The organism is Arthrobacter sp. ES3-54, assembly GCF_029504395.1.
GTDB lineage: Bacteria > Actinomycetota > Actinomycetes > Actinomycetales > Micrococcaceae > Arthrobacter.
Genome location: NZ_JAQFIF010000001.1, coordinates 573,573 through 593,487, shown reverse-complemented (window position 1 = coordinate 593,487; position 19,915 = coordinate 573,573). Strand labels below are relative to the sequence as shown.

Here is a 19,915-nt window from a genome sequence, read left to right as displayed (position 1 = left end):
CTTGATGTGTGGTCCTAGCCGCGTTCAAGGAACGCCTCCTTCTCGGGGTTCAAATATTCGTCGATCGCGGCCGCGAGCCGGGGCTGGCCGGCCAGTGAGGGATCGGCGGCCACGATCCGCTGGGCGTCCTGCCGGGCCCGGGCAATCACGTCCTCGTGTTCGAGGACGCGCAGCAGCTTCAGGGTGGAGCGGCCGCCGGACTGCGAGGCGCCGAGGATGTCGCCTTCGCGGCGGAGCTTGAGGTCCTCCTGGGACAGTTCGAAGCCGTCGGTGGTGGCAGCCACGGCATCGAGCCGGCGCCGGCTCGGATGGCCCGGCTCCAGGGTGGTGACCAGCAGGCAGGTCCCGGGCAGCCCGCCGCGGCCCACCCGGCCGCGCAACTGGTGGAGCTGGGAGATGCCAAACCGGTCCGCGTCCAGGATCACCATGAGCGTGGCGTTGTGCACGTCCACGCCCACTTCAATCACGGTGGTGGAGACGAGCAGTTTGGTCTGATTGGCGGTGAAGGAGGCCATGGTCTCGGACTTCAGCACCGGGTCCTGCCGGCCGTGCAGCGGCGCCACAGCCACCCCGGCGAGGGCCGGTTCGTCCTGGAGGTGTTCCACGACGCCGGTGACGGAGGCGAGTTCCCGCGAGCCGTTCTCGCCTTCTAGGTCCGCGGCGGATGGTTCGGCCTCGCCCGGGGTGAAGTCGCCGTCGTCGTCCGTGCCGATCTTGGGGCAGACCACGTAGACCTGATGTCCGGCGTCGATCTCCTCCCGCGAACGGGACCAGATGCGGGTGACCCAGGCCGGGTGTTCCGCGAGCCCCACCACGTGCGTGGAGATTGGGGCGCGGCCGGCGGGGAGCTCATCCAGCACGGAGGTTTCGAGGTCTCCGAACACGGTCATGGCCACGGTCCGCGGAATCGGGGTGGCGGTCATGACCAGCAGGTGCGGCGGTTTGCTGGCCTTGGCCCGGAGGGCGTCGCGCTGTTCCACGCCGAAGCGGTGCTGCTCGTCCACCACAATCAGGCCGAGGTCGTAGAAGGACACGTTGTCGCTGAGCAGGGCGTGGGTGCCGATCACGATTCCCGCCGTTCCGGAGGCCGCGTCCAACATGGCCTGCTTCCGCGCCGCGGTGGGCATGGAGCCGGTGAGGAGGGTGACCTGGACGGCGTCCGGGCCGAACCCGCCGAGCATCCCGTCCCGGGAGAGCGGTCCGAGCGTGCGCCGGATGGATTCATAGTGCTGGGCGGCGAGGACTTCCGTGGGGGCCAGCAGGGCGGCCTGTCCCCCGGCGTCCACCACCTGCAGCATGGCGCGAAGGGCCACGATCGTCTTGCCGGAGCCCACCTCGCCCTGGAGCAGCCGGTTCATCGGCGAGTCCTGGGCGAGCTCGTCGGAGAGCGTCTTGCCGACGGCGGTCTGGCCGGCGGTCAACGTGAACGGCAGCTGGCGGTCGAAGGCGGGCAGCAGCCCGTCCGGTGCCGGGCGGCGGGCCGTTGCTTCCTCGGCGGCGAGCTGGGCGCGGCGGCGGGCCAGGGCCGACTGGAGCACCAGGGCTTCCTGGTAGCGGAACCTGTCGCGGGCGCGCTGGAAGTCCGCCGGGGTTTGCGGGGCGTGGATCAGCCGGTAGGCGTCCGCGACCGGCAGGAACTTCTCCCGCGCCGCGATCTCCGCGGGCAGCGGGTCGCCGAGGGTTTCAAGATCCACGGTGTCCAGCAGTGTCGAGATGACCTTCTGGATGGACCAACTGGTGAGCTTGGCCGTGGCCGGGTAGACCGGGATCGGCATGGCGGCGAGCTTCTCCGGGTCGATGCCCGGGGTGTCGGGGTCCTCGTCGAGCAGCAGGAAATCGGGGTTGGTCAGGCCGAGGGACCCGCCGTAGCGGGTGACCTTGCCGGAAAACATGGCGCGCCGGCCCGGCTGCAGCTCGGCCTTGGCCCGGAACCCGTTGAAGAAACTGACCTTGAGCGTGCCCGGCAGCGCTCCGCCGGCGTCGTCGGAGATCACGACGTCGGTGAGGGAACCGCGCCGGGCGCGCATGGCCCGGGTGCTGTTGGAGACCACCCGGGCGATCAGGGTCACTTCCTCGTCCAGCGGGACCTCGCTGATGGGCGTCAGCTCGCCGCGGCTGAGATAGCGGCGCGGGAAGTAGTTCAGGAGCCCGCCGACAGTGGTGATGCCGAGGTGATTTTCGATGACAGCCGCGGAGCGCTTGCCGATGCGGCGCTCGAGGCCCAGTTCAAGTTCAGCGTGCATGTCCGTCGGGGTTTCGGTTTTCGGCGGCAATTGCGGGAGCAACGGAGGGGGCAGCGGTGGCGGCAACGGAGGCAGCAACGGTGGCGGGCTGGGGTTGCGGATCGCGCGGCACGGCGAGCTCACTCACGGAAATGTCCGTAGGCTCGCCCAAGGAACGGATCAGCGCGACGGCGGGGCCGGCATCCAGGACGTGGACGTGGACGCGCCAGCGGTACTGCCCGGCGGCGTCCGCGGCCCCTCCGACCTGGCTCATTATTACGGAGTCGCCCATTTCGTCGAGCCGTTGGCGCATCATCGCGGCGTCCAGCGGGGACAGGGAGATGGTGCACATGACCTCGACGCCTTCGTCGCGCGGCATGCCGACGTGGATGTGCGGGTCCTGGACGTCGTAGCCGTGCAGGCCGTCCAGCAGTTCACTTTGGAGCTCCTCGCCCAGCACCGCGGAGCGGAGGCAGTCCAGGATCAGGAGCATGCCCACGCCGCCGGCGTCCACCACATGGGCGGCGTGCAGGGCATCGAGCTGGTCCTCCGTGCGCACCACGGCGGCCAGGGCTGCCTCGACGGCGGCATCCAGGGCCAGACCGAGGGTCTGGTTGCTGTCATCGCCGTCGTGGGCGGAGTCCACGGCGGCCGCGGCCCGGGCGGCGGCTTCCATGACGGAGAGCATGGTGCCGGGCACGGGATCACTCAGCGCGGACCAGGCTCGGATCTGGGCCCGGTTCAGGGCCGCGGCCAGCAGCGGTGAGCTGATCCGGGTGTGCCCGGCCAGCGGTTCGGCGGCGGCGGCGAGGAAGACGGCAAACAGGGTTCCGGAGTTGCCACGGGCCTGTTCCATGGCCACCTGGCCGGCCTGCGCCAGGACGGCGCCGACGTCGTGCGGGTCCGCGGCGGGGTGCGTGGACTGGCCAGCGGCTGTGCCACTCCCGGTGACGGCGTCCGCGGCGTGGGCCGCGGCACGGACGGTCAGGTAGAGGTTGGTGCCGGTGTCGCCGTCGGCCACGGGAAAGATGTTGATCGCGTTCAGGCGGTCGCTGTGGTTGCCGAGCGTGGTTTCCGCCTTGCCCAACCACCGCTTCATCGCTTGCGCGTTGGCGGCAATCTTAGTCTGCAAAGTGATCCCATCCCACAGCGTCAGCGGGCCTGCCCGCGATCGTTACTCCCGTGCTCTCGGTTGGTGCAGGGGCCTCTACCGAGCCTATCGCAGTGAACCCGGGAGGGAGCTGAGCCCCCGCGGGAAAAGTGGCCAGCAGTCCGTGGTCCTCGCCGCCGCCGAGGACCCAGGACATCGGGTCTGCTCCCAACAGCTCCGACGCCGGCAGCAGCGCAGCGGCCAGCTCCTTCAGGGCGGCGGCGTCCAGGTTCAGCACGCCATGGCTGGCGGCCGCCATGCGGTTTCCGTCCCGGACCAGGCCGTCCGAAATGTCCATCATGGCCGTGGCGCCGGCCTCACGCGCCAAGGGTCCGGCCGCGAGCGGCGGCTGCGGCCGGCACTGGGTGTCCATGAGGGAGCGCTGCTCGGCGGTCAGGTCCCCCACACGGACGTCCGACTCCAGCAGCGCCAGCCCGGCGGCGGCCCGGCCCACTGTTCCCGCCAGCGCCACGGTATCCCCGGGCCGGGCTCCGGAACGCAGCACGGGCTCCTTGCCGTCAAGGGTCCCCAGGATGGCCACACTGACTGCCAGCTCGCGGCCCCGGCCGAGGTCACCGCCGGCCACCGCGCAGGCCCGTGCCCCCAGCCCCCTGATCCCGGCCACGAGTCCGTCCGCGAAATCTTCCACCCAACGGACAAGGGTCTCCGGCGGCATCGTCAGGCTCACCACAAGGGACGTGGCCCGGGCGCCCATGGCATTGATGTCGCTGAGGTTTTGCGCCGCGGCCTTCCAGCCGACGTCGTACCCGGTGGTCCGGTAGCCGTTGTTCCACTGGAGCCGGAAGTCCTGGTCGGCCACCTGCGTGTCGATGCTCAGCACAGACCGGCCGTCCGGCGCGGCGACAATGGCGGCGTCGTCCCCCGGCCCCAGCAGCAAGTACGTCGCCGCTTCCGGGCCGCCAGTCGGCTCCGGGACGGTGAGCCGCGGGAAGATGCGCCCCAGCAGCTGGGACTCCGACAGCCCGGCAACGGTCAATGTGGCGTCCGTCGGCAGGTGTTCGGGCACAGGAGATTCAGGCACAGGAGATTCAGGCACAGCCCTACGCTACCGCGAGGGGCTGACAGAGCCGGGCCGTGACTTCAGCTGCCAAATATTTCCTCCAGCCATTGTTCGCCCGTGAACCGCATATCGAAGCGTTGAACGTATTCGGCAGCGGCCCTGGACTCTTCGGCATACGCGTGCGGGGAACTGTTGAGAGCCGAGACAAATGCCCGGATCTGGGAAGTGGTCTCGCGGGTCCAGCGATTGCTGAATATGTCGTCCACTCCCGGCCTTTGCCAGAACAGCGGCACCGCCCCTGACGCCATTCCCTCAGCCGGGGCGAGGTGGAAGCTCTCATCCGAACTGGGCGACAACACATAGCCAATCTTTCGCAACCAGGACGCCATGTCCGGGCCGAACGGTTCGAAGACCACGGCATCCCGGAGCGCCGGGGACCGTCCGATCCGGTCAAAGATTTCCAGGTACGCCTCCCGCTGGAACGGCTTCTTCCACTCGTAGGGGTATTCCCACGGCATTCTTCCGCGCACGTGCAGGGTGTACCGGGGGTCCTCTTGCAGTAGTTCCTCCAGCAGGTCAAGGGCCCGGTCCAGGCGCTTGCGCATCGGGACGATGCCCACCAGCCCCAGTCGGAAGCGATGATCCGGTTCCTTGGATCGGCGGAGGTCCACAAGGTCAACGGCGTTAGGGATGACCCGGAAGGCGGTGTCGGTCCAGGCGGTACTTGCGCGGGTGCGATCCACGTAGAGGCTTGAGACGCAGATCAGCGAGTCGATGTTGTCAGCGGCCACATCCTTCATCCAGGGGCCGTTGAGCTCGAACATGTGGAGACGCACAATGAGCTTCTGCCTGCGGCGCTTGTTATTGGAGTACCAGACGGCGTTGGGGCCGCACCATTCGCAGATGATGACGTCGGCCCAGTCCCTGAGCCGTTCGGACTCATGGACATCGTGGTGGTGCAGTGACTTCCAGTGGTCGAAGGCAAGGTCGATGTCATCCCGCATTTCGAGGACGGAAACGAGCTCGCCGGCAAACTTGAGATCGTGGCCGGCAATCAGGACCCTTGTCTTCTGCTTGCTGCGCGGACTGCGGACGTAGTCTGCCTCGGACCGCTCGAAATAGGCGTTCAGCCGGGCAGCCGCTGACGAAATCGAGTAGTGCCTTACGCGGTTGCTGACCGTCTTCTTCAGCTCGGCCAGGTTGTCCCTGGCGTTCAGGAGGGTGCTGACCACGCCTTCGGTCGAATCGTCATCGACATACAGCGGATAGTCGGCACCGAAAAGCTCAAGATGCTGGGCGTTGCGGTTCACCATCGGAGGCACCCCGAGGGCAGCGTACTCGAGGACCTTGGTGGAGATCTCGAGGCTTGCGTCCATGCTCCGGTCACGCCAGCTCAGGCCGACGTCGTGCCTGCTGACCTCCTTTGCGGCCGCATCACGGGACACCCCGCCCAACCAGTCGATGCCGGGCGAGCCCACCGCCTCCTCCATGGAGGCCGACCACAACGGGTCTTGCTGATCATGCTGGAATTTGTCCCCGATCATCGTCACCGCCAGGGCAAGCTTTTGCTCCGCGGCCGCAGCGGGGAGGGAGCACATCTCGAGCGTGCGCCACTTCCTGGCGAACTTGCCCGAGTAGACGGCACTCAGTTTCCTACCGGCGGCCGGGGAATTCCCCCGCAGGTCAAAGTATTCATCGGGCACCATCGGCGTCAGGACAAGCGTTTTGCCTGCAGCTTCGGGAATCGTCGCTTCTACATAGGAACGTGCGGCCTCCGTCTGCACGAAGAAGCGCCGGCATTGTCCGACGGTCCGCCTGAGCATCGCAAGGTCAGTTTCGGAAAGCCGGGAACTGGGATGAGCGATGTCCGTGATGTAGAGCCACGACTTGGGACCAAGCACTTTGGAGTTCGCGACGTGCGCCGCTACCTGGGTGCCACGGGCGATCACGACGTCGAACGGCCTTTCCGCGTCAAGTTGGGCCATGCGCTGGGCTGCAACGCGTGGCTGCAGCGTCTCCATGCCCACCATGTCGCCCGGCTGGGCGATTTCTACTCCGGGCAGCTCCGCTATCCGCTCAAGCAGCCGGGTCTTCGTGACCTCAGTCTTGAGCAGGACGCAGACCTTGGAGCCCGTCCGTGACAACGCTTCAGCCATGGAAACAAGCCACACGGAGGATCCGTCGATGATATTGAGGTCGACGTCCCCGTAGAGGAGGACCGTCCGCGCGGACGTCGTTTCGTCAGTGCGATCCAATGAGCGCTCCCTTTTTCATTGTGGCGAATGTTTCGAGCGAAGTGAGCAGGCCGAATTTGTAGTCTTCGGTCCACTGCTCCATGGAGGAACGATCCGAAAACACAACATCCGCTGCAGCTTCGAACTCCGTGGTGTAGGTGTCGGCCTCCCGCCGTGTCCTCACGAAGTAGGCCGGCATCCCTTGGGAGCGGCACTCAGCGAGCGCCCGGAGGATTTCATTTGCAAGCAAGGTCCCCGCCGCGGAATCGGCGCCGAACCAGATCCCGGCGGTGAAGGCGCTGTCATCGAGAATCAGAGCGGAACCGCGCCCGTTGGCAACCTGGGCCGCTATGGTGCTCGGACGCAGGGTTTCAAGCGCATGCGCGTCGCCCAGGTACTGCTGAAGGTCCTGGCCCGCGATCGCGTAGACAATCCGTCCGCCCCACGGCGCCGTTGGAGGCGCTCCGAGGTAGCCGAGAATTTTGGCTTGACGGTCCTCGTCATCCATGACGGCGGCCGCGAGCCGGCCAACCGCCCGGCCGGACGCTGGAGCCACGGGCGGAGCCAGTTCTTTCTTCGCCGCCGCGGCGGCTGCCGTTTTCGGCACCTGGTGGTCCAGAGAAAGCCCGGTCACCATGTCGCGCAGCTCGCGGAAGCGCGAGCGGGCCTTCCTGGCTTCAGTTTCCTGGAGCCACCGCAGGCTGACCAGCTGCGAAATGGCCAGCACCGCCATGAGCGTGAACAATGCGAGGGACAGAACCGCGAACGCCGGATGCCCGAGCACAAAGTACAGGGATCCACCGAGTGCGGCCACCATCCCGCAGAGGGCCGTCGCAACGACGCCCCGGCTCTTGAAGGCTGAGCGCATTCTCTGTTGGATTCGAAGGATCATGAGCTGAAGACCCCTCGGGTATCGACCAGGAGCTTGCCGGCCAGGACTTCGGGGGGCAGCGCGCGAACGGCGTCATGGTCAACCAGCACCACCACCAGCGAGGAACGGCTCACGGCTTCCTCCAGGGGCACCAGCCGGACGTTGTCCTGACGCTGCAGGCTTCCGGGCAGGCTGTCGATGTGCGGCTCGGCCACGTTGATCCGGATGCCTGTCATCGATTCGGCGACGGCATGGGCAATTTCAATGGCAGGCGACTCACGCAGGTCGTCAATATTTGCCTTGAAGGCGAGCCCAAGGAGGGCAACCTCGGCGTTCTTGGGCAGCTTGGCGAATGCAGCATGCACCTGGTCCAGGACCCAGCGGGGCTTATCGTCGTTGACGGTCCGGGCTGTCCTGATCAAACGCGACTCGGCAGGTGCCGCAGCGACGATGAACCAGGGATCAACCGCGATGCAGTGCCCACCGACGCCAGGGCCCGGTTGCAGGATGTCGACGCGGGGGTGGTGATTTGCCAGCCGGATCAGTTCCCAGACGTTGATGCCCAACTTTGCACTGATGACCGACAGTTCATTGGCGAACGCAATATTGACGTCGCGGTAGGAGTTTTCGACCAGTTTGGCCATTTCCGCGGTTACGTCATCGGTGACCAGTATTTCGCCCTGGCAAAACACCGAGTAGAGGTCTTTAGCAAGATCGGCGGCCCGGCGGGTGACCCCTCCAACTATTCTGTCGTTGGTCACAAGCTCGATCATGACTTTGCCGGGCAATACCCGTTCGGGGCAGTGGGCCAGGAGAATTGCAGGCCTGCCTTCGCCGCCGTCCAGCGACAAGTCCGGCCGGAGCGAGACGATGTACTCGCCCAGGTGGCGGGTTGCCCCCGGGGGTGACGTTGATTCCAGGATGATCAGTTCGCCGCCCTGTAGTACCGGCGCGATCCCGCGCGCGGCCGCCTCGATATAGCTCAGGTCGGCGCTCTTGTCAGCCGTGAACGGCGTTGGCACGGCCACAATGTACGCATCTGCGGCGGGCGTCTGGGTGGTTGCCTTGAGCCGACCCTGGCTGACGGCTCCAGCGACGTGAATCCCGAGGTCCGGTTCAACAAATGGGACTCGCCCATCGTTCACGGCGTCGACGGTCCGCTGATTGACGTCGACGCCGATCACGTCAAGGCCGTTGGTCGCCAGGATCGCGGCTGTAGGCAGCCCGATGTACCCAAGTCCAATGACGGCGATGGTCTGGAAGCTAGTCAATCTGTTGACCCCTATCAAAGCGTGATGAATTCACGTGGATTTTCGAAAATTTGAATCTCGCCGGCCCCTGCGGGTCCGTCGTCCGGCACGCCCGGGCCATTCCCGTCGCCGGGGCGCATCTGGCAGTAGTTGAACCTGTCGGCCGAGTAAATGGAGCCCTCGGCCGCCGCGACGGACGTAAGGAAGGCGGTGTCCTCGCCGTGGCTCAGCGCCTCAAACGGGTGCGCCTCAAAGACCGCCTTGGGTGCTGTGATGGTGGGTCCAGCCACCTGCCCGCTAAACCGGTGCTCCTGGTGGGCAGCACGGAGCACGGTGGCCCGGCTGGCACGCAAGTGAGAGTAGTGGGACTGCTTCCCCACCACATCCGCCCCGGAATAAGTGAGCGCATGCAGCAGATCAACCAGATAGTTGGGCGCGTAGTAGTCCTCGCCGTCCATCCTGGTCAGCACCACCCCCGTCGATGCTTCAATGCACCGGTTGAGGCACTCCCCTAGGGTCAGGGCGGCCGGGGCGGGAAGGACTTTGTATTTCGCCACGCCATAGGTGTGGGCCAGCTCAGCGAGCAGGTCCTCGGCGGCTGTAAAGCCGCGAGTCAGCAGGACGAGCTCCAAATCGACGCCGTCCTGGCCGCCGACGGTCTGAAATATTTGCCTGAGCTGTTGCGGGCTTGTTGTGCTCACCAATGCACTGGCTGACGGCAGGCCGACGGGCCGGCATCGTTCGGGCGCGACCGCTTGAACGATGGATTCTGCGCGGTGCGCGTAGGTATGCTCACCCCAAATCCGGCGCTGGGCCTTGTGGACCGCCCTCTCATTGAATTCGTCGTCGGATGTCAGCCTCCGCAGAATCCTCTCCGCCTCAGGCTTGGCCTCGGCAACCAGCACCTCACCTTCGTCGAAGAAGCGCGATATCGCCGCGCTTGGCGTCGAGACGACCGGTGTTCCCGAGGCGGTGATCTCAAATATCCGCCGGGCGCACATGCTGGGCGAATCGGTCACGGAATTTACATTCAAGAAGGCCTTGTACGCCCGGTAGGCGGTCAGCATCTGCGCGTAGCTCAATGACCCGACAACATGTTGGTCAAACGGCTCAGGGAACTGATAGTTCTTGTCGCCTCCCAGCTGGCGGGAGAAGATTTCCAGCTCGGCGCCGCCCGATCCAGCTTCAGCAATGGCCGCGCCCAGGAGCATGTCCATCTGCGCGCGGCGTTGGGGGAACTTGTGGGCAAAGTACATCCCCGCGAAAGCCACGCCGCGCGAGTGCCATCCGAGGCCCGACCGGACAGGGTTGTGAATAGCCGGCTGGGCTGCAAACGGAAGAGTGCCTATGCGGTCGTGGCCCAAATCCCTCACGTAGTTGGGAACGCGGTCAGAATCACTCGTGAAGACGTGGTCAAACAGCTTGGCTGCGGGCAGAAAATCATCGTAATGGGGCGGATCTTCCTTATTCCAGAAGACAGTCGGAATTCCCTGGGAACGGCACCAGGCCACGAGCCGGACCAGCTCGGTGCCTGGACCCGAAGAACCGGTGAGCTGATATTGCCAGGATCCGGAATTTCCGTTCCATGCAGATTCCACGAACAAGAAATCGATCCGAGTCTGGCCAAGTTGATCACGCCACTCTTCCCGGCGCAGTTCGACTAAATTCCACTCGAACCGCAAAGCCGTGCGGGAGAAATCATCAAGAATCACGCCCACGTTCAGGTCTGCGCGCCGCGGCCCCTGTCCGGAAGTGTCGTACGGCCTGAACTGCAGCTGGCGGTCTCCGCCCCGCCCGGACCATTCGCCCGCTGAACCCTTGGCCCGCGGCCGTACAGCAGAGCGAAAATGCCGCAGAGCCTTTCGCGTGTCGTTGAGGATGCCCATCAGTCCGGGCTCCTACGGCAATTCATTCCGTCTGCAGGCACTACTCGGTTCTCCTCAGCGATGCGCCCCTCCGGCCAAGGTGCCAAAGGAAATCCGTCACAGGGCCAAAAAGACCCTGGGCCCCCTACCTTCATCGAAGCTAGGAGGCTCAGGTAAAGGGAATGGCGGTCCAAGGTGAACGAAGGCCAAACAACACCGGGCTACTCACCTGTTGCGCAAGTTTTTCCGCAGGGATCCTCCACCATTTCTCCCTCTCGCCACCGCGTGAAAGACTCTCAGCCGTGCCTCTTTCTGTCCCCGCGGTCAACACCGCCACCCGCAGGGTGCTTGCCTTCGCCGCCGGGGGCGTCCTGCTGTGGCTGATCATTGCCGTTCAACTGTTCATCAACGTGGATCCGCTCAGCGTGCACCGGACGGACGCCATCATCATGCTGGGCGGCGCGGCCTCCGAACGCCTGCCAGTGGCCCGCCAGGTCCAGGCCGAATTTCACATCCCGGTTTTGGTGATCTCGCACACGGACACTTTTGGCAACCGTGAGGCGGATGAGGCATGCAATTCAGCCGCCTTCCCCAATGCGGATGTCATCTGCTTCCGGCCCCCGGACCTGGACACCCGCGGAGAGGCGCGGGCAATCTCCCGCCTGATCGAGGCCAACGGCTGGAAGTCCGTCACCGTGGTGACCTCGAGCTACCACGTCACCCGCGCCGGCCGTCTCATAGGACAGTGCACGACGGCGGAAGTCCAGATGGTTGCCTCGCATCCAGGCCTGGACTTGGGCCAATGGATCCGGCGCTTCGTCATCGAAACCGGAGGACTGATCGACGCTTCCTTGCGGCCGGAATGCGCCAATCATGGCGCATAAATGTAAGAATTGAACCTCGTCAGGTTGAAGCCGTCTGCCTGATTGACCATTCATTGAGCCGAGGAGGACGATACGTTGGAGAACCCTGCCGACGGCGCTCCCCCGCTAGTCGCGGCCCCGCGACACTTGCGCCGGCGCCGCCTGCACGAGGACATTCCAGATACGCTTCTGGTCCCAGATGCCGCGCCGCATCCGCTGTCCGCGGTCCGCGCATCGCGTGAACCGACCACACAGCAGCAGGAAAGCGAACGGTCAGCGCCGGCCAAGCGGGCCGCAAACCTGGACCTCGACGACGCGGAAGTCGCCTACCGCCGCAAGCGCATGGCGGCACTGCTTGCCGTCGTCTTCGTCGCGGTCAGCGTCCCGGCTCTCGTGATCGCCTTGTTGCTGCTGGGCTGAACCGGCCCCGCTAGCCTTTACACACCACAACCAACCTTTCTGGGGGATAGTCCATGCACAGCATCATGCCGATCTTCGGAACCAGGCCGGAAGCCATCAAGATGGCGCCGATCGTCAGTGCCCTGCAGGAGTCTCCGCACTTCCGCTGCATCGTGACGGTCACGGGCCAACACCGCGAGATGCTGGACCAGGTCAACGAACTGTTCGGCATCGTTCCGGACCATGACCTCAACATCCTGCAGCAGCGCCAGTCGCTGTCCGCCATCATGACGCGCACCATCGACGGCCTAGAGACGCTCTTCGCCCAGTCGCGGCCAGACGCCGTCGTTGTCCAGGGCGACACCACCACGTCCACGGCTGCCGCCATCGCGGCGTTCTATCACGGCATCCCAGTGGTGCACGTCGAGGCCGGCCTGCGCAGCGGCGATCTGCTCTCCCCGTTTCCGGAGGAAGCCAACCGCAAGATCACCAGCCAGATCACCCGCCTGCACCTGGCACCCACCTCCACCAGCAGGGAAAACCTGCTGAGGGAAGGCATCAGCCCTCAGGACATCGTGGTGACCGGAAACACGGTGATCGACGCCCTGCTCGCCACAGTGGACAAGCAGCTCCCCTTCACGGACCCCAGGCTGGAAGAACTCGCCGCCAGCGGTCGCCGGATCCTGCTGGTTACCACGCACCGTCGTGAGAACCAGGGCGAATCCATGCGCGGCGTGGGACGGGCGCTGGCCCGGATCGCCGACGCCGAGCCGGACCTCGTGATCGTCCTGCCCGCCCACAAGAATCCCGTGGTGCGCGAGGCAGTGCTTCCCGCGCTGGAGGGCAAGGCCAACGTCCTGGTCACGGAACCGCTGGCCTACGGCGAATTCACCCGGCTACTGTCCGTCGCCCATGTGGTGTTGACGGACTCGGGCGGAGTGCAGGAGGAAGCCCCAAGCCTCGGCAAGCCGGTCCTCGTGATGCGGGAAAACACCGAACGCCCCGAAGCCCTTGAAGCCGGCACCGTGAAGCTGATCGGTACGGACGAAGAACGGATCGTCACCGAGGTGACCCGCCTGCTCCACAACCCCGGACATTTTGCCGCGATGGCAAACGCCGTCAACCCCTACGGGGACGGCAAGGCGGCCGCGCGGACCGTGGCAGCCATCGAGGAACTCGTGGGCGTGGGGTCCCGGATTAGCGACTTCACCGGCGGGTAAGCGCCCGCGCAATATTGCGCCCACGGCAACGGGACGTCATCCGGGAAGTTAACACAGCATTAACGTAGGATTGCGCGCATCATTCGGTGCCACCGATGCTCAGCCCTTATGCTTGGACGCGGGGGAGGCGCCCTCTGGTCCGTGTAAACGGTTCTGGGGCGATCTCTAGCGATGCAATGGCTCGCCGCTCCCGCCACCAGGATCGCTCGTAGAAGAGGAAAAACACATGAAAGTCCAGGCCGTAATTCTTGCCGCCGGAATGGGAACGCGGCTGGCACGTCCGCACCCGAAGCCCATGACAGAGCTCAGTGACGGCCGCACCATCATGCACCAGCAGGTCCACAACCTGCGGAAAGCATTCGGCAAGGGGCTCCGCCTCACCATTGCTGTTGGTTTCAAGCTCGAAATGATCCTCGAACACGTCCCGGACGCGTCGTTTGTGTACAACGAGAACTTTGACCAGACCAACACCTCCAAGAGCCTCCTGAAGGCGATCCGGAATTCGGCCAAGGGTGGCGTCCTCTGGATGAACGGCGACGTCGTGTTCGACCCCGACATTCTTCAGATGCTGGCGCCCTACATCAAGCGCGATGAATCCTTCATCACCGTTGATGTGTCCTCGGTTTCCGACGAGGAAGTCAAGTACACCACCGACGCCGACGGCAACATCCTGGAGCTGTCCAAGACTGTCCCCGCCGATGTTGCCCAGGGCGAGGCTGTCGGCATCAACTACGTCAGCTCCAAGGACAAGAAGAAGTTCCTCAAGCGACTCATCGAAGTCGACGACCAGGACTACTTTGAGCGCGCGATCGAACTGACCATCAAGCAGGACGACGTCAAGTGGACCCCTGTGGACATCAGCGAGTTCTACGCCGTGGAGGTTGACTTCCCGGACGACCTCGTCCGGGCCAACGCCAGCCTCTAAGGGCAGCTCAGCAGTCCGAAGTTTGGCGGCTCAGGCGACTGACGCCACCGCAAGCCGATCGCAACAGCAAGGGTTACATCAGCAAGTGCGACAGCCGAACAACACGCCTGTATCCCGGCGAAGAGCCCTCCGGTGGTCTCTGGCTGGTGCGGTAGGCGTCACTGTGCTGGGGGCTTCCGGATCAACATCGGAATCCTCATCCAAATCCTCGGGGAACGCACAGGCAATTCCGGAGCCGGCAGCACCGCTGTCAACACTGGAAGCCACCGTCATCTTAGGATCCCGGGCCGCGCCTCGCCTGCCCTACCAGAGGCTGGCGCGCGGACCGGCCCTTGAGACGCTGGTCCGTGAGGACCTCTGCACCCGGGGCCGCGCTGTTAGCCGCCAGCGCATCGGGCTGGCAACATTCGGACATCTGACGGACGCACACGTTCTCGACGCAGCCAATCCCGGCAGGCTGTCCTTTCTGTGGCAATACTTTGACTTCTCGGACGGATACCCTTCGTCCGGGAGATTCAGGCCCCAGGACCTCTTGACGGTCCACGTTCTGGACGCGACGGTCCGGAAGTTCAACGCGGTCCGCATTGGCCCCATTGGCCAACGCGCTATTGACTGCCTAGTGACCACGGGCGATCTCACCAACACCTTTGCCCTCAGCGAACTGTCGGCCGCAGCCGGTGTTTTCCAGGGGGGATCCGTGACCTCACATCCCACCGCTGCCTATCGCGGCGTCCAGGACCACGGCCCGGCTCCTCGCGAGCTGTCGAAGAGCATTTGGCATCCCGAGCCGGAAAATACGCTGATCTCCCCGGATGATTGGAAGGCGCTGCACGGTTATCCCACCGTTCCCGGATTTCTCACGGCGGCCATCAAGCCGGTGAACGCGCAGGGTTCAGCTTTCCCGTGGTACATCGGCGTGGGAAATCACGATGAAGCCGGTCGGTCCCCTTCGGACCCGGTTTCCCCCAAGGCGCAGTTCGTTGACACTCTTCGAATCGGTGACCGGCTTCCGATTCGGCTCCCGAAAGGCATGGACACCACTGACTTCTGGAAGGATGTCAATGGTTCCAATACCGGCGAACGCCGCAGGCTTATCAAATCAATGCCTTCCCGAACCGTGAATGCCTCGAAACTACGCCGCCCGTTCTCCAAGGCAGAGTTCATGGACGCCTTGCCGGCCGGTGAATCCAGGGTTCAGTTTGGTTCCGGCCCGGACTCCGAGGCGAAGCCCTACTACACCTTCGACGTATCTCCCGGGGTAGTCGGCATCATGCTGAACACAGCGAGCCCGGATGGCAGCACCGTGGCCGTCCTGGATGCGGCCCAGGCCGACTGGCTTGAGGAACAACTCAAGGGCGCGTCCGCGAAATCCTACGATTCCAAGGGCAAGCTCACCGCATCCACGGCTCAGGACCGCCTCATAGTGTTGTTCAGCCACCATCCACTGTCCACCTTTGACAAAGAGGAGCAATCGTCCGACGGCGGTCGGCCGGCGTTGAATCGATCTGCACTCCTGGAGTTGCTGTCCCGCTTCCCCAACGTGGTCGCGTGGATGAACGGCCACAGGCACAAGCACAAAGTGACCCCGCACAAAGCCAAATATGAATATGGCGGATTCTGGGAAATTACCACGGCCTCCCTCATTGACTACCCGCAGCAATCGAGAATTGTCGAGCTCATGGACAACGGCGACGGAACGCTGTCAATTGCGGCCACTTTGGTGGACCATTCGACGCCGGAGAGCGTGCGGCACGAGGGCGAGCAAACTGCCCAGTCCCTTGCGGCATTGAGCCTCGAACTCGCCATGAACCGTCCAGGACTGGATCGCGCTGAGATGAGCGGCGGCATCAAGGACCAGAATGTCGACTTGATCCTCAAGAAGCCCTTCTAGGCTTGAGCCCTCTGGGATGGGTCTGCCGGGAACCCCGTGCCATTATTGACAGATGGTTCAGCGAGCAACGCGGAGGCTGCACCCATCTACTTTTACCCAATGACGCAACAACCACCGGTTGGAAACAGACGAAAGAAGCGAATCCAAGAATGCCAGGTCGCAGGGAGAGCCAAGCCATAGCTTCGTTGAAAGCCGCTGCTAAGAGGAATCTGCGGCGCGCATGGCGGGCGTTGCCTCCGCAGCATCAACAGCAGATCCGGAAGTTGGCCCATCCGGCCAACCTGGCCAAGGTTCAACGTGCGCTCAACGCATCCCCACTCGGCATCTTTCAGCTACCACAGCTCTCCGTCGTCGTCCTGGTGACAGATTACGCGTCCGATCCAGATAAGACGCTGAGAAGCCTAGTTGGCCAGAAACCCGCGCTGGAAATGATCGTCATTGATACGTCATCGGCCAGCGTGGGCAAGGGAGCAGTACAGCCATTCGTGAAGCGTGACCGCCGGGTGAAGTACCTCGCACTTTCCGGCGTCGGCGAGGAAGAAGCCCGGGACCGCGCCGTGGCCTCTTCGCGGGCCCCATACCTGATGTTCCTCATGGCGGGGGATGTGGTTGAAAAACATAGCTTGGACACCATGCTCCGCTCGCTGCGCGAGACCGGCTCGTCTTTCGTCGTCGGTATGACCGGAATCGTGAAGGGCAAAATCAGCTCCACGTCGCCACGGCAGCAGAAAATCCACGCTAAACCCCGGCCCGGGGCCAGTTTTGCGGACGTCCCGGAGATCCTGGTTGATGGCGCCCTTGCCAACAAGCTATTCAGGCGTGATTTCTGGATTTCGGCAACCGCCGACGTCGCAGTGGATCGCGAACACTGGCAGTACGAGGCCGTTGCCACCCTGTACACGCGCGCCAAGTCATTCGACGTTCTGAACCGCAAGGTCGTCAATACATCCTTGGACTCCGCTATCCGGCCACCGTCCCGCGAGCTGATCTGCCAGCCGGGATACCTCGAAGACCGCCTGCACCGTCTCGAGTCCTTGGCCGCTGTAGTCCGCGCGGTGTCGGCGCCCGAAGACTATCGGAGTTTGCTTTCCGAAGAACTGGGAAACGGGCTATTCCGTTATTACGAGGTGGTGCCCCGCACCAGCCTCGAGTACTGGGATTTGCTGCATGCCACCGTGCTGCGCCTTAGCGAAGGTCAGGAGCTGGACTGGGATCTCATCCGGATCCACAACCGGCTCATCCTCTCCGCCGTCATCGCGGACAAGCGCGAGGACGTTGTCCGTATCTGTAACCACCGGAGCGACTACGCGTCCAGCTTTCCGACGGTGGTGACGGCTTCCGGGATCCTCGCACGGCCCCTGTATCTGGACGAACTTTCAGGCTACGAACCCGGGCTCCTGTCCTGCCGCGATATTGACCTGCGCCTGGTCAGCAAGATGACCCGTTTCGACTGGCAGGACGATGGCAAGCTAGTAATCGGCGGTCACGCGTACATCTCCTCAGTGGATCCAAGCGGTGGCAACCTCGCCATCCAGGCGTCCCTCGTCAACCTCACCAGCGGTCGGGCTGTTCCCCTGGCAGTGGTGCGCCACACGGACAAGTCCATCGATTGGGAGTCCAATGACAACTGGACGTCCTACGCTGACGCGGGTTTCAGTGCCACCATTGACCCGGCCGTGGTGCTTGAAGAGAACGGGGCTGCAGAGCCCGCCAGCTGGCACGTTCTCCTGACTGTCAGTGCCGGCGGTCACACACTCGCAGCGCCATTGACGCGCCGTGACCTCAACGGTTCAACCGGTCAGCTGCCCGTGGGGCCCATGCAGGGCACCACAAGGATGGCCGTGGAGATGCGCGCGTCAACCACCGGCCTGACTTTGATTCCGGTCACACCACGGTATGTGGCAACATCGATGGAACTGGCGGGGCGAACCCTGAAGCTCACCGTCGAAGCCCATGCGGCCCCTGTGGCCGCCAGGGTTTCCATCGAGAGCCGAAAGTTTGGCATCCGGAAGACCGCTACCTGCCAGGAAGTGGCCGGGAACCGGGCCGCCTACACCATCAACATCCCGGCGCTCGCAACGTCAGCCGGAGCAACAGTGGAGTACGAGTGGCAGCTGCGTCTGGACAACGGCCTTAAAGCGCCGCAGCCAGTGGCGTGGCAGGGGGGCTCCCACGAGCTCCTGGCGCAGTCCGACGATACCCGAAGCCTCAGGCTGAGCCTGACAGGTTACGGGTTTATCGCTGTCGAGGAGCGGAAGCGCCGCGTTTTTGCGTCCAAAGTCGACGTTTCACCCGACAAACGCACCCTTCGAATCGAGTGCACTGCAGACCTGCCGATGACCCCGGTCCCCCGCATTGTCCTCGCCAGTGGGAAGGCCGTCATCCCTGCGACTGACGTTGTCTTGGCCGTCCGGACCAATGAGGGAAGCAACGTCTTCACTGCCGAATTCCTGTTGCCTCAGCGGCCTTGGGGCGGTGACGAGGTAATGCCGGAAACCGGGGCCTACAGCGTGCGTCACGTCCCGCCGGGGGTCGCCGACCACCTCGGGTACTGGATTCCGGCGTCGTCCGGGTTTCAGAAACAGATGCCCGCGAGAATGGAAGCGGACCGGCTCGAAATCGGAGTAAGCCGCACGTCAAGGAACGGCGCGCTAACCATCCACCTTCGCCCGCCCTACGCCGCTGATGAACTCGGCAGATTCGCCCAACAGACGCTGCGCACTCCGGTAACGCTGGCCGGAAGCGCTGAACTTCAGGACGCCGTTCTGTTCATGTGCTTCGGTGGGCGCCGCGCCACAGACAGCCCGCGCCGCCTCCTGGAAGAATTCCAGCGCAGGGGAAGCAAGTGGCCCATGTACTGGGCGGTCGCGGACTACTCGGTGCCTGTGCCGGGCGGAACCGAACCGGTTCTGATCGGTTCTCGGTTGTGGTACCGCCTCTTGACCGAGTCTCGGATCCTGATCAACAACAACAACTTCCCGTTCTACTTCCGCAAGCGTGAGGGTCAGGTCTATATCCAGACCTGGCACGGCACTCCGCTAAAGAAGCTAGGCAACGACGTCGCCCGGACGAGCTTCTCCCTTTCATACTGGAACCTCATGTGGCGGGAGGCGGAGTACTGGGATGCCCTCCTGGCGCAGAACGAATACGCCGCCGGGGTCCTTGCAGAGTGCTTCGGGTTCGAGGGCAGGGTTGTGGTCGAGGGCTATCCGCGTAACGACAGCCTCACCCCCGAGCGGATGGAGCAGAACCGTGCTGCCATCCGCACCAAGCTCGGCATCCCCGACGGCAAGACTGCGATCCTTTACGCCCCCACCTGGCGCGACGATGCAAAGAACGCCTCACGGCAGTACGAGATGGTCACCTACCTCGATTTCGAAAAGGCCCAGATGCAGCTCGGCAGCGATTACGTGCTGCTTCTGCGCGGACACCACAACATCGCAAGCCAGAGGCAGACGGCGGCAAACAAGTTCGTCATCGATGTGACCGAGTACCCGGAAGTCAACGACCTCTACACGGCCGCAGACATCCTGGTGAACGATTATTCATCCGTCATGTTCGATTTCTGTGTGACGGGCAAGCCGATCATCTTCCTGACCCCGGACATCAAGCAATACCGGGACTCAACCCGGGGCTTCTACTTCGATCTTGAAGAAAAGGCGCCAGGCCCCCTCCACAGCACCACGGAGGAAGTCATTGAATCAATCAAGAACATCTCGGACGTAGCTGGCCTGTATGCCCGCAAATATGAGGCCTTCGTCAAGATGTTCGCTCCGCACTGTGACGGGCACGCGACGGCCCGCGTCTTCGATACGCTGTGGCCGGACAGGGCAGAGCTGGGTGTGCCTCCCAGCCAGGGCCCGACCGGATGAACGTATAAGCCGCTTGGGATGACCCGATCAGAATCTTGTTGGAACTGGGTCGAGCGCTTGAGCTATGAGTGCCGCGTGGCACCGGGTGCTCGAAGGAAACCTGAATCCGAAATCGTAGTGCCCGCGAGTGAT

General features: G+C 64.0%; 13 protein-coding genes. 6 read left to right on the top strand and 7 right to left on the bottom strand.

The annotated features are described in order from the left end of the window. Positions 1–14: 14 nt before the first annotated feature. The 7 genes from M2428_RS02760 to M2428_RS02730 form a co-directional block, all read right to left on the bottom strand. Positions 15–2,243, bottom strand: a complete 2,229-nt coding sequence (locus M2428_RS02760) for an ATP-dependent DNA helicase RecG (protein ID WP_277523419.1) — start codon at positions 2,241–2,243, stop codon at positions 15–17. Beyond that, positions 2,233–3,321: a DAK2 domain-containing protein gene (locus tag M2428_RS02755; RefSeq protein ID WP_277523602.1), complete on the bottom strand. Its 1,089-nt coding sequence runs from the start codon at positions 3,319–3,321 to the stop codon at positions 2,233–2,235. Before M2428_RS02755 ends, M2428_RS02760 begins: the two co-directional genes overlap by 11 nt. Positions 3,322–3,343: 22 nt before the next feature. Continuing rightward, a complete protein-coding gene (gene thiL / locus M2428_RS02750) occupies positions 3,344–4,387 on the bottom strand; it encodes a thiamine-phosphate kinase (protein ID WP_277523601.1) in 1,044 nt (347 codons plus the stop codon). Between the two features lie 86 nt (positions 4,388–4,473). After that, positions 4,474–6,648, bottom strand: a complete 2,175-nt coding sequence (locus M2428_RS02745; RefSeq protein WP_277523417.1) for a glycosyl transferase — start codon at positions 6,646–6,648, stop codon at positions 4,474–4,476. Beyond that, positions 6,635–7,495: a hypothetical protein gene (locus M2428_RS02740; protein WP_277523415.1), complete on the bottom strand. Its 861-nt coding sequence runs from the start codon at positions 7,493–7,495 to the stop codon at positions 6,635–6,637. The genes M2428_RS02745 and M2428_RS02740 overlap by 14 nt, the downstream gene beginning before the upstream one ends. Before the next feature lie 20 nt (positions 7,496–7,515). Continuing rightward, a complete protein-coding gene (wecC, locus tag M2428_RS02735) occupies positions 7,516–8,769 on the bottom strand; it encodes a UDP-N-acetyl-D-mannosamine dehydrogenase (RefSeq protein WP_277523414.1) in 1,254 nt (417 codons plus the stop codon). A gap of 14 nt (positions 8,770–8,783) precedes the next feature. After that, on the bottom strand, positions 8,784–10,634 hold the full coding sequence (locus M2428_RS02730) for a glycosyltransferase (RefSeq protein WP_277523412.1): 1,851 nt from the start codon (positions 10,632–10,634) through the stop codon (positions 8,784–8,786). Between the two features lie 281 nt (positions 10,635–10,915). On the opposite strand from M2428_RS02730, the gene M2428_RS02725 reads away from it, so the two are divergent. From M2428_RS02725 to M2428_RS02700, 6 genes are all read left to right on the top strand, one after another. After that, the gene (locus tag M2428_RS02725) at positions 10,916–11,497 is read left to right on the top strand and encodes a YdcF family protein (RefSeq protein WP_277523410.1); all 582 of its coding nucleotides are present in this window, start codon (positions 10,916–10,918) and stop codon (positions 11,495–11,497) included. Between the two features lie 75 nt (positions 11,498–11,572). Beyond that, complete coding sequence (locus M2428_RS02720; protein WP_277523409.1) at positions 11,573–11,896, top strand: hypothetical protein; 324 nt, start codon at positions 11,573–11,575, stop codon at positions 11,894–11,896. Between the two features lie 53 nt (positions 11,897–11,949). Continuing rightward, positions 11,950–13,095 carry a UDP-N-acetylglucosamine 2-epimerase (non-hydrolyzing) gene (gene wecB / locus M2428_RS02715; protein WP_277523407.1) on the top strand — a complete coding sequence of 382 codons (1,146 nt, stop codon included), beginning with the start codon at positions 11,950–11,952 and terminating at the stop codon, positions 13,093–13,095. Between the two features lie 226 nt (positions 13,096–13,321). Continuing rightward, a complete protein-coding gene (locus M2428_RS02710) occupies positions 13,322–14,020 on the top strand; it encodes a phosphocholine cytidylyltransferase family protein (RefSeq protein ID WP_277523405.1) in 699 nt (232 codons plus the stop codon). Between the two features lie 85 nt (positions 14,021–14,105). Then, entirely contained in the window at positions 14,106–15,911 is a 1,806-nt protein-coding gene (locus M2428_RS02705; protein ID WP_346780704.1) for a TIGR03767 family metallophosphoesterase, read from the top strand. A gap of 263 nt (positions 15,912–16,174) precedes the next feature. Beyond that, the gene (locus tag M2428_RS02700; RefSeq protein ID WP_277523403.1) at positions 16,175–19,783 is read left to right on the top strand and encodes a CDP-glycerol:glycerophosphate glycerophosphotransferase; all 3,609 of its coding nucleotides are present in this window, start codon (positions 16,175–16,177) and stop codon (positions 19,781–19,783) included. Positions 19,784–19,915 lie beyond the last annotated feature (132 nt).

Excerpts from the sequence above, each read along its gene's own strand:
- M2428_RS02710 (WP_277523405.1), top strand. The coding sequence starts at position 13,322 with ATGAAAGTCCAGGCCGTAATTCTTGCCGCCGGAATGGGAACGCGGCTG.
- M2428_RS02760 (WP_277523419.1), bottom strand. The coding sequence starts at position 2,243 with ATGCACGCTGAACTTGAACTGGGCCTCGAGCGCCGCATCGGCAAGCGC.
- M2428_RS02755 (WP_277523602.1), bottom strand. The coding sequence starts at position 3,321 with ATGAAGCGGTGGTTGGGCAAGGCGGAAACCACGCTCGGCAACCACAGC.
- wecB (WP_277523407.1), top strand. The coding sequence starts at position 11,950 with ATGCACAGCATCATGCCGATCTTCGGAACCAGGCCGGAAGCCATCAAG.
- M2428_RS02730 (WP_277523412.1), bottom strand. The coding sequence starts at position 10,634 with ATGGGCATCCTCAACGACACGCGAAAGGCTCTGCGGCATTTTCGCTCT.
- M2428_RS02740 (WP_277523415.1), bottom strand. The coding sequence starts at position 7,495 with ATGCGCTCAGCCTTCAAGAGCCGGGGCGTCGTTGCGACGGCCCTCTGC.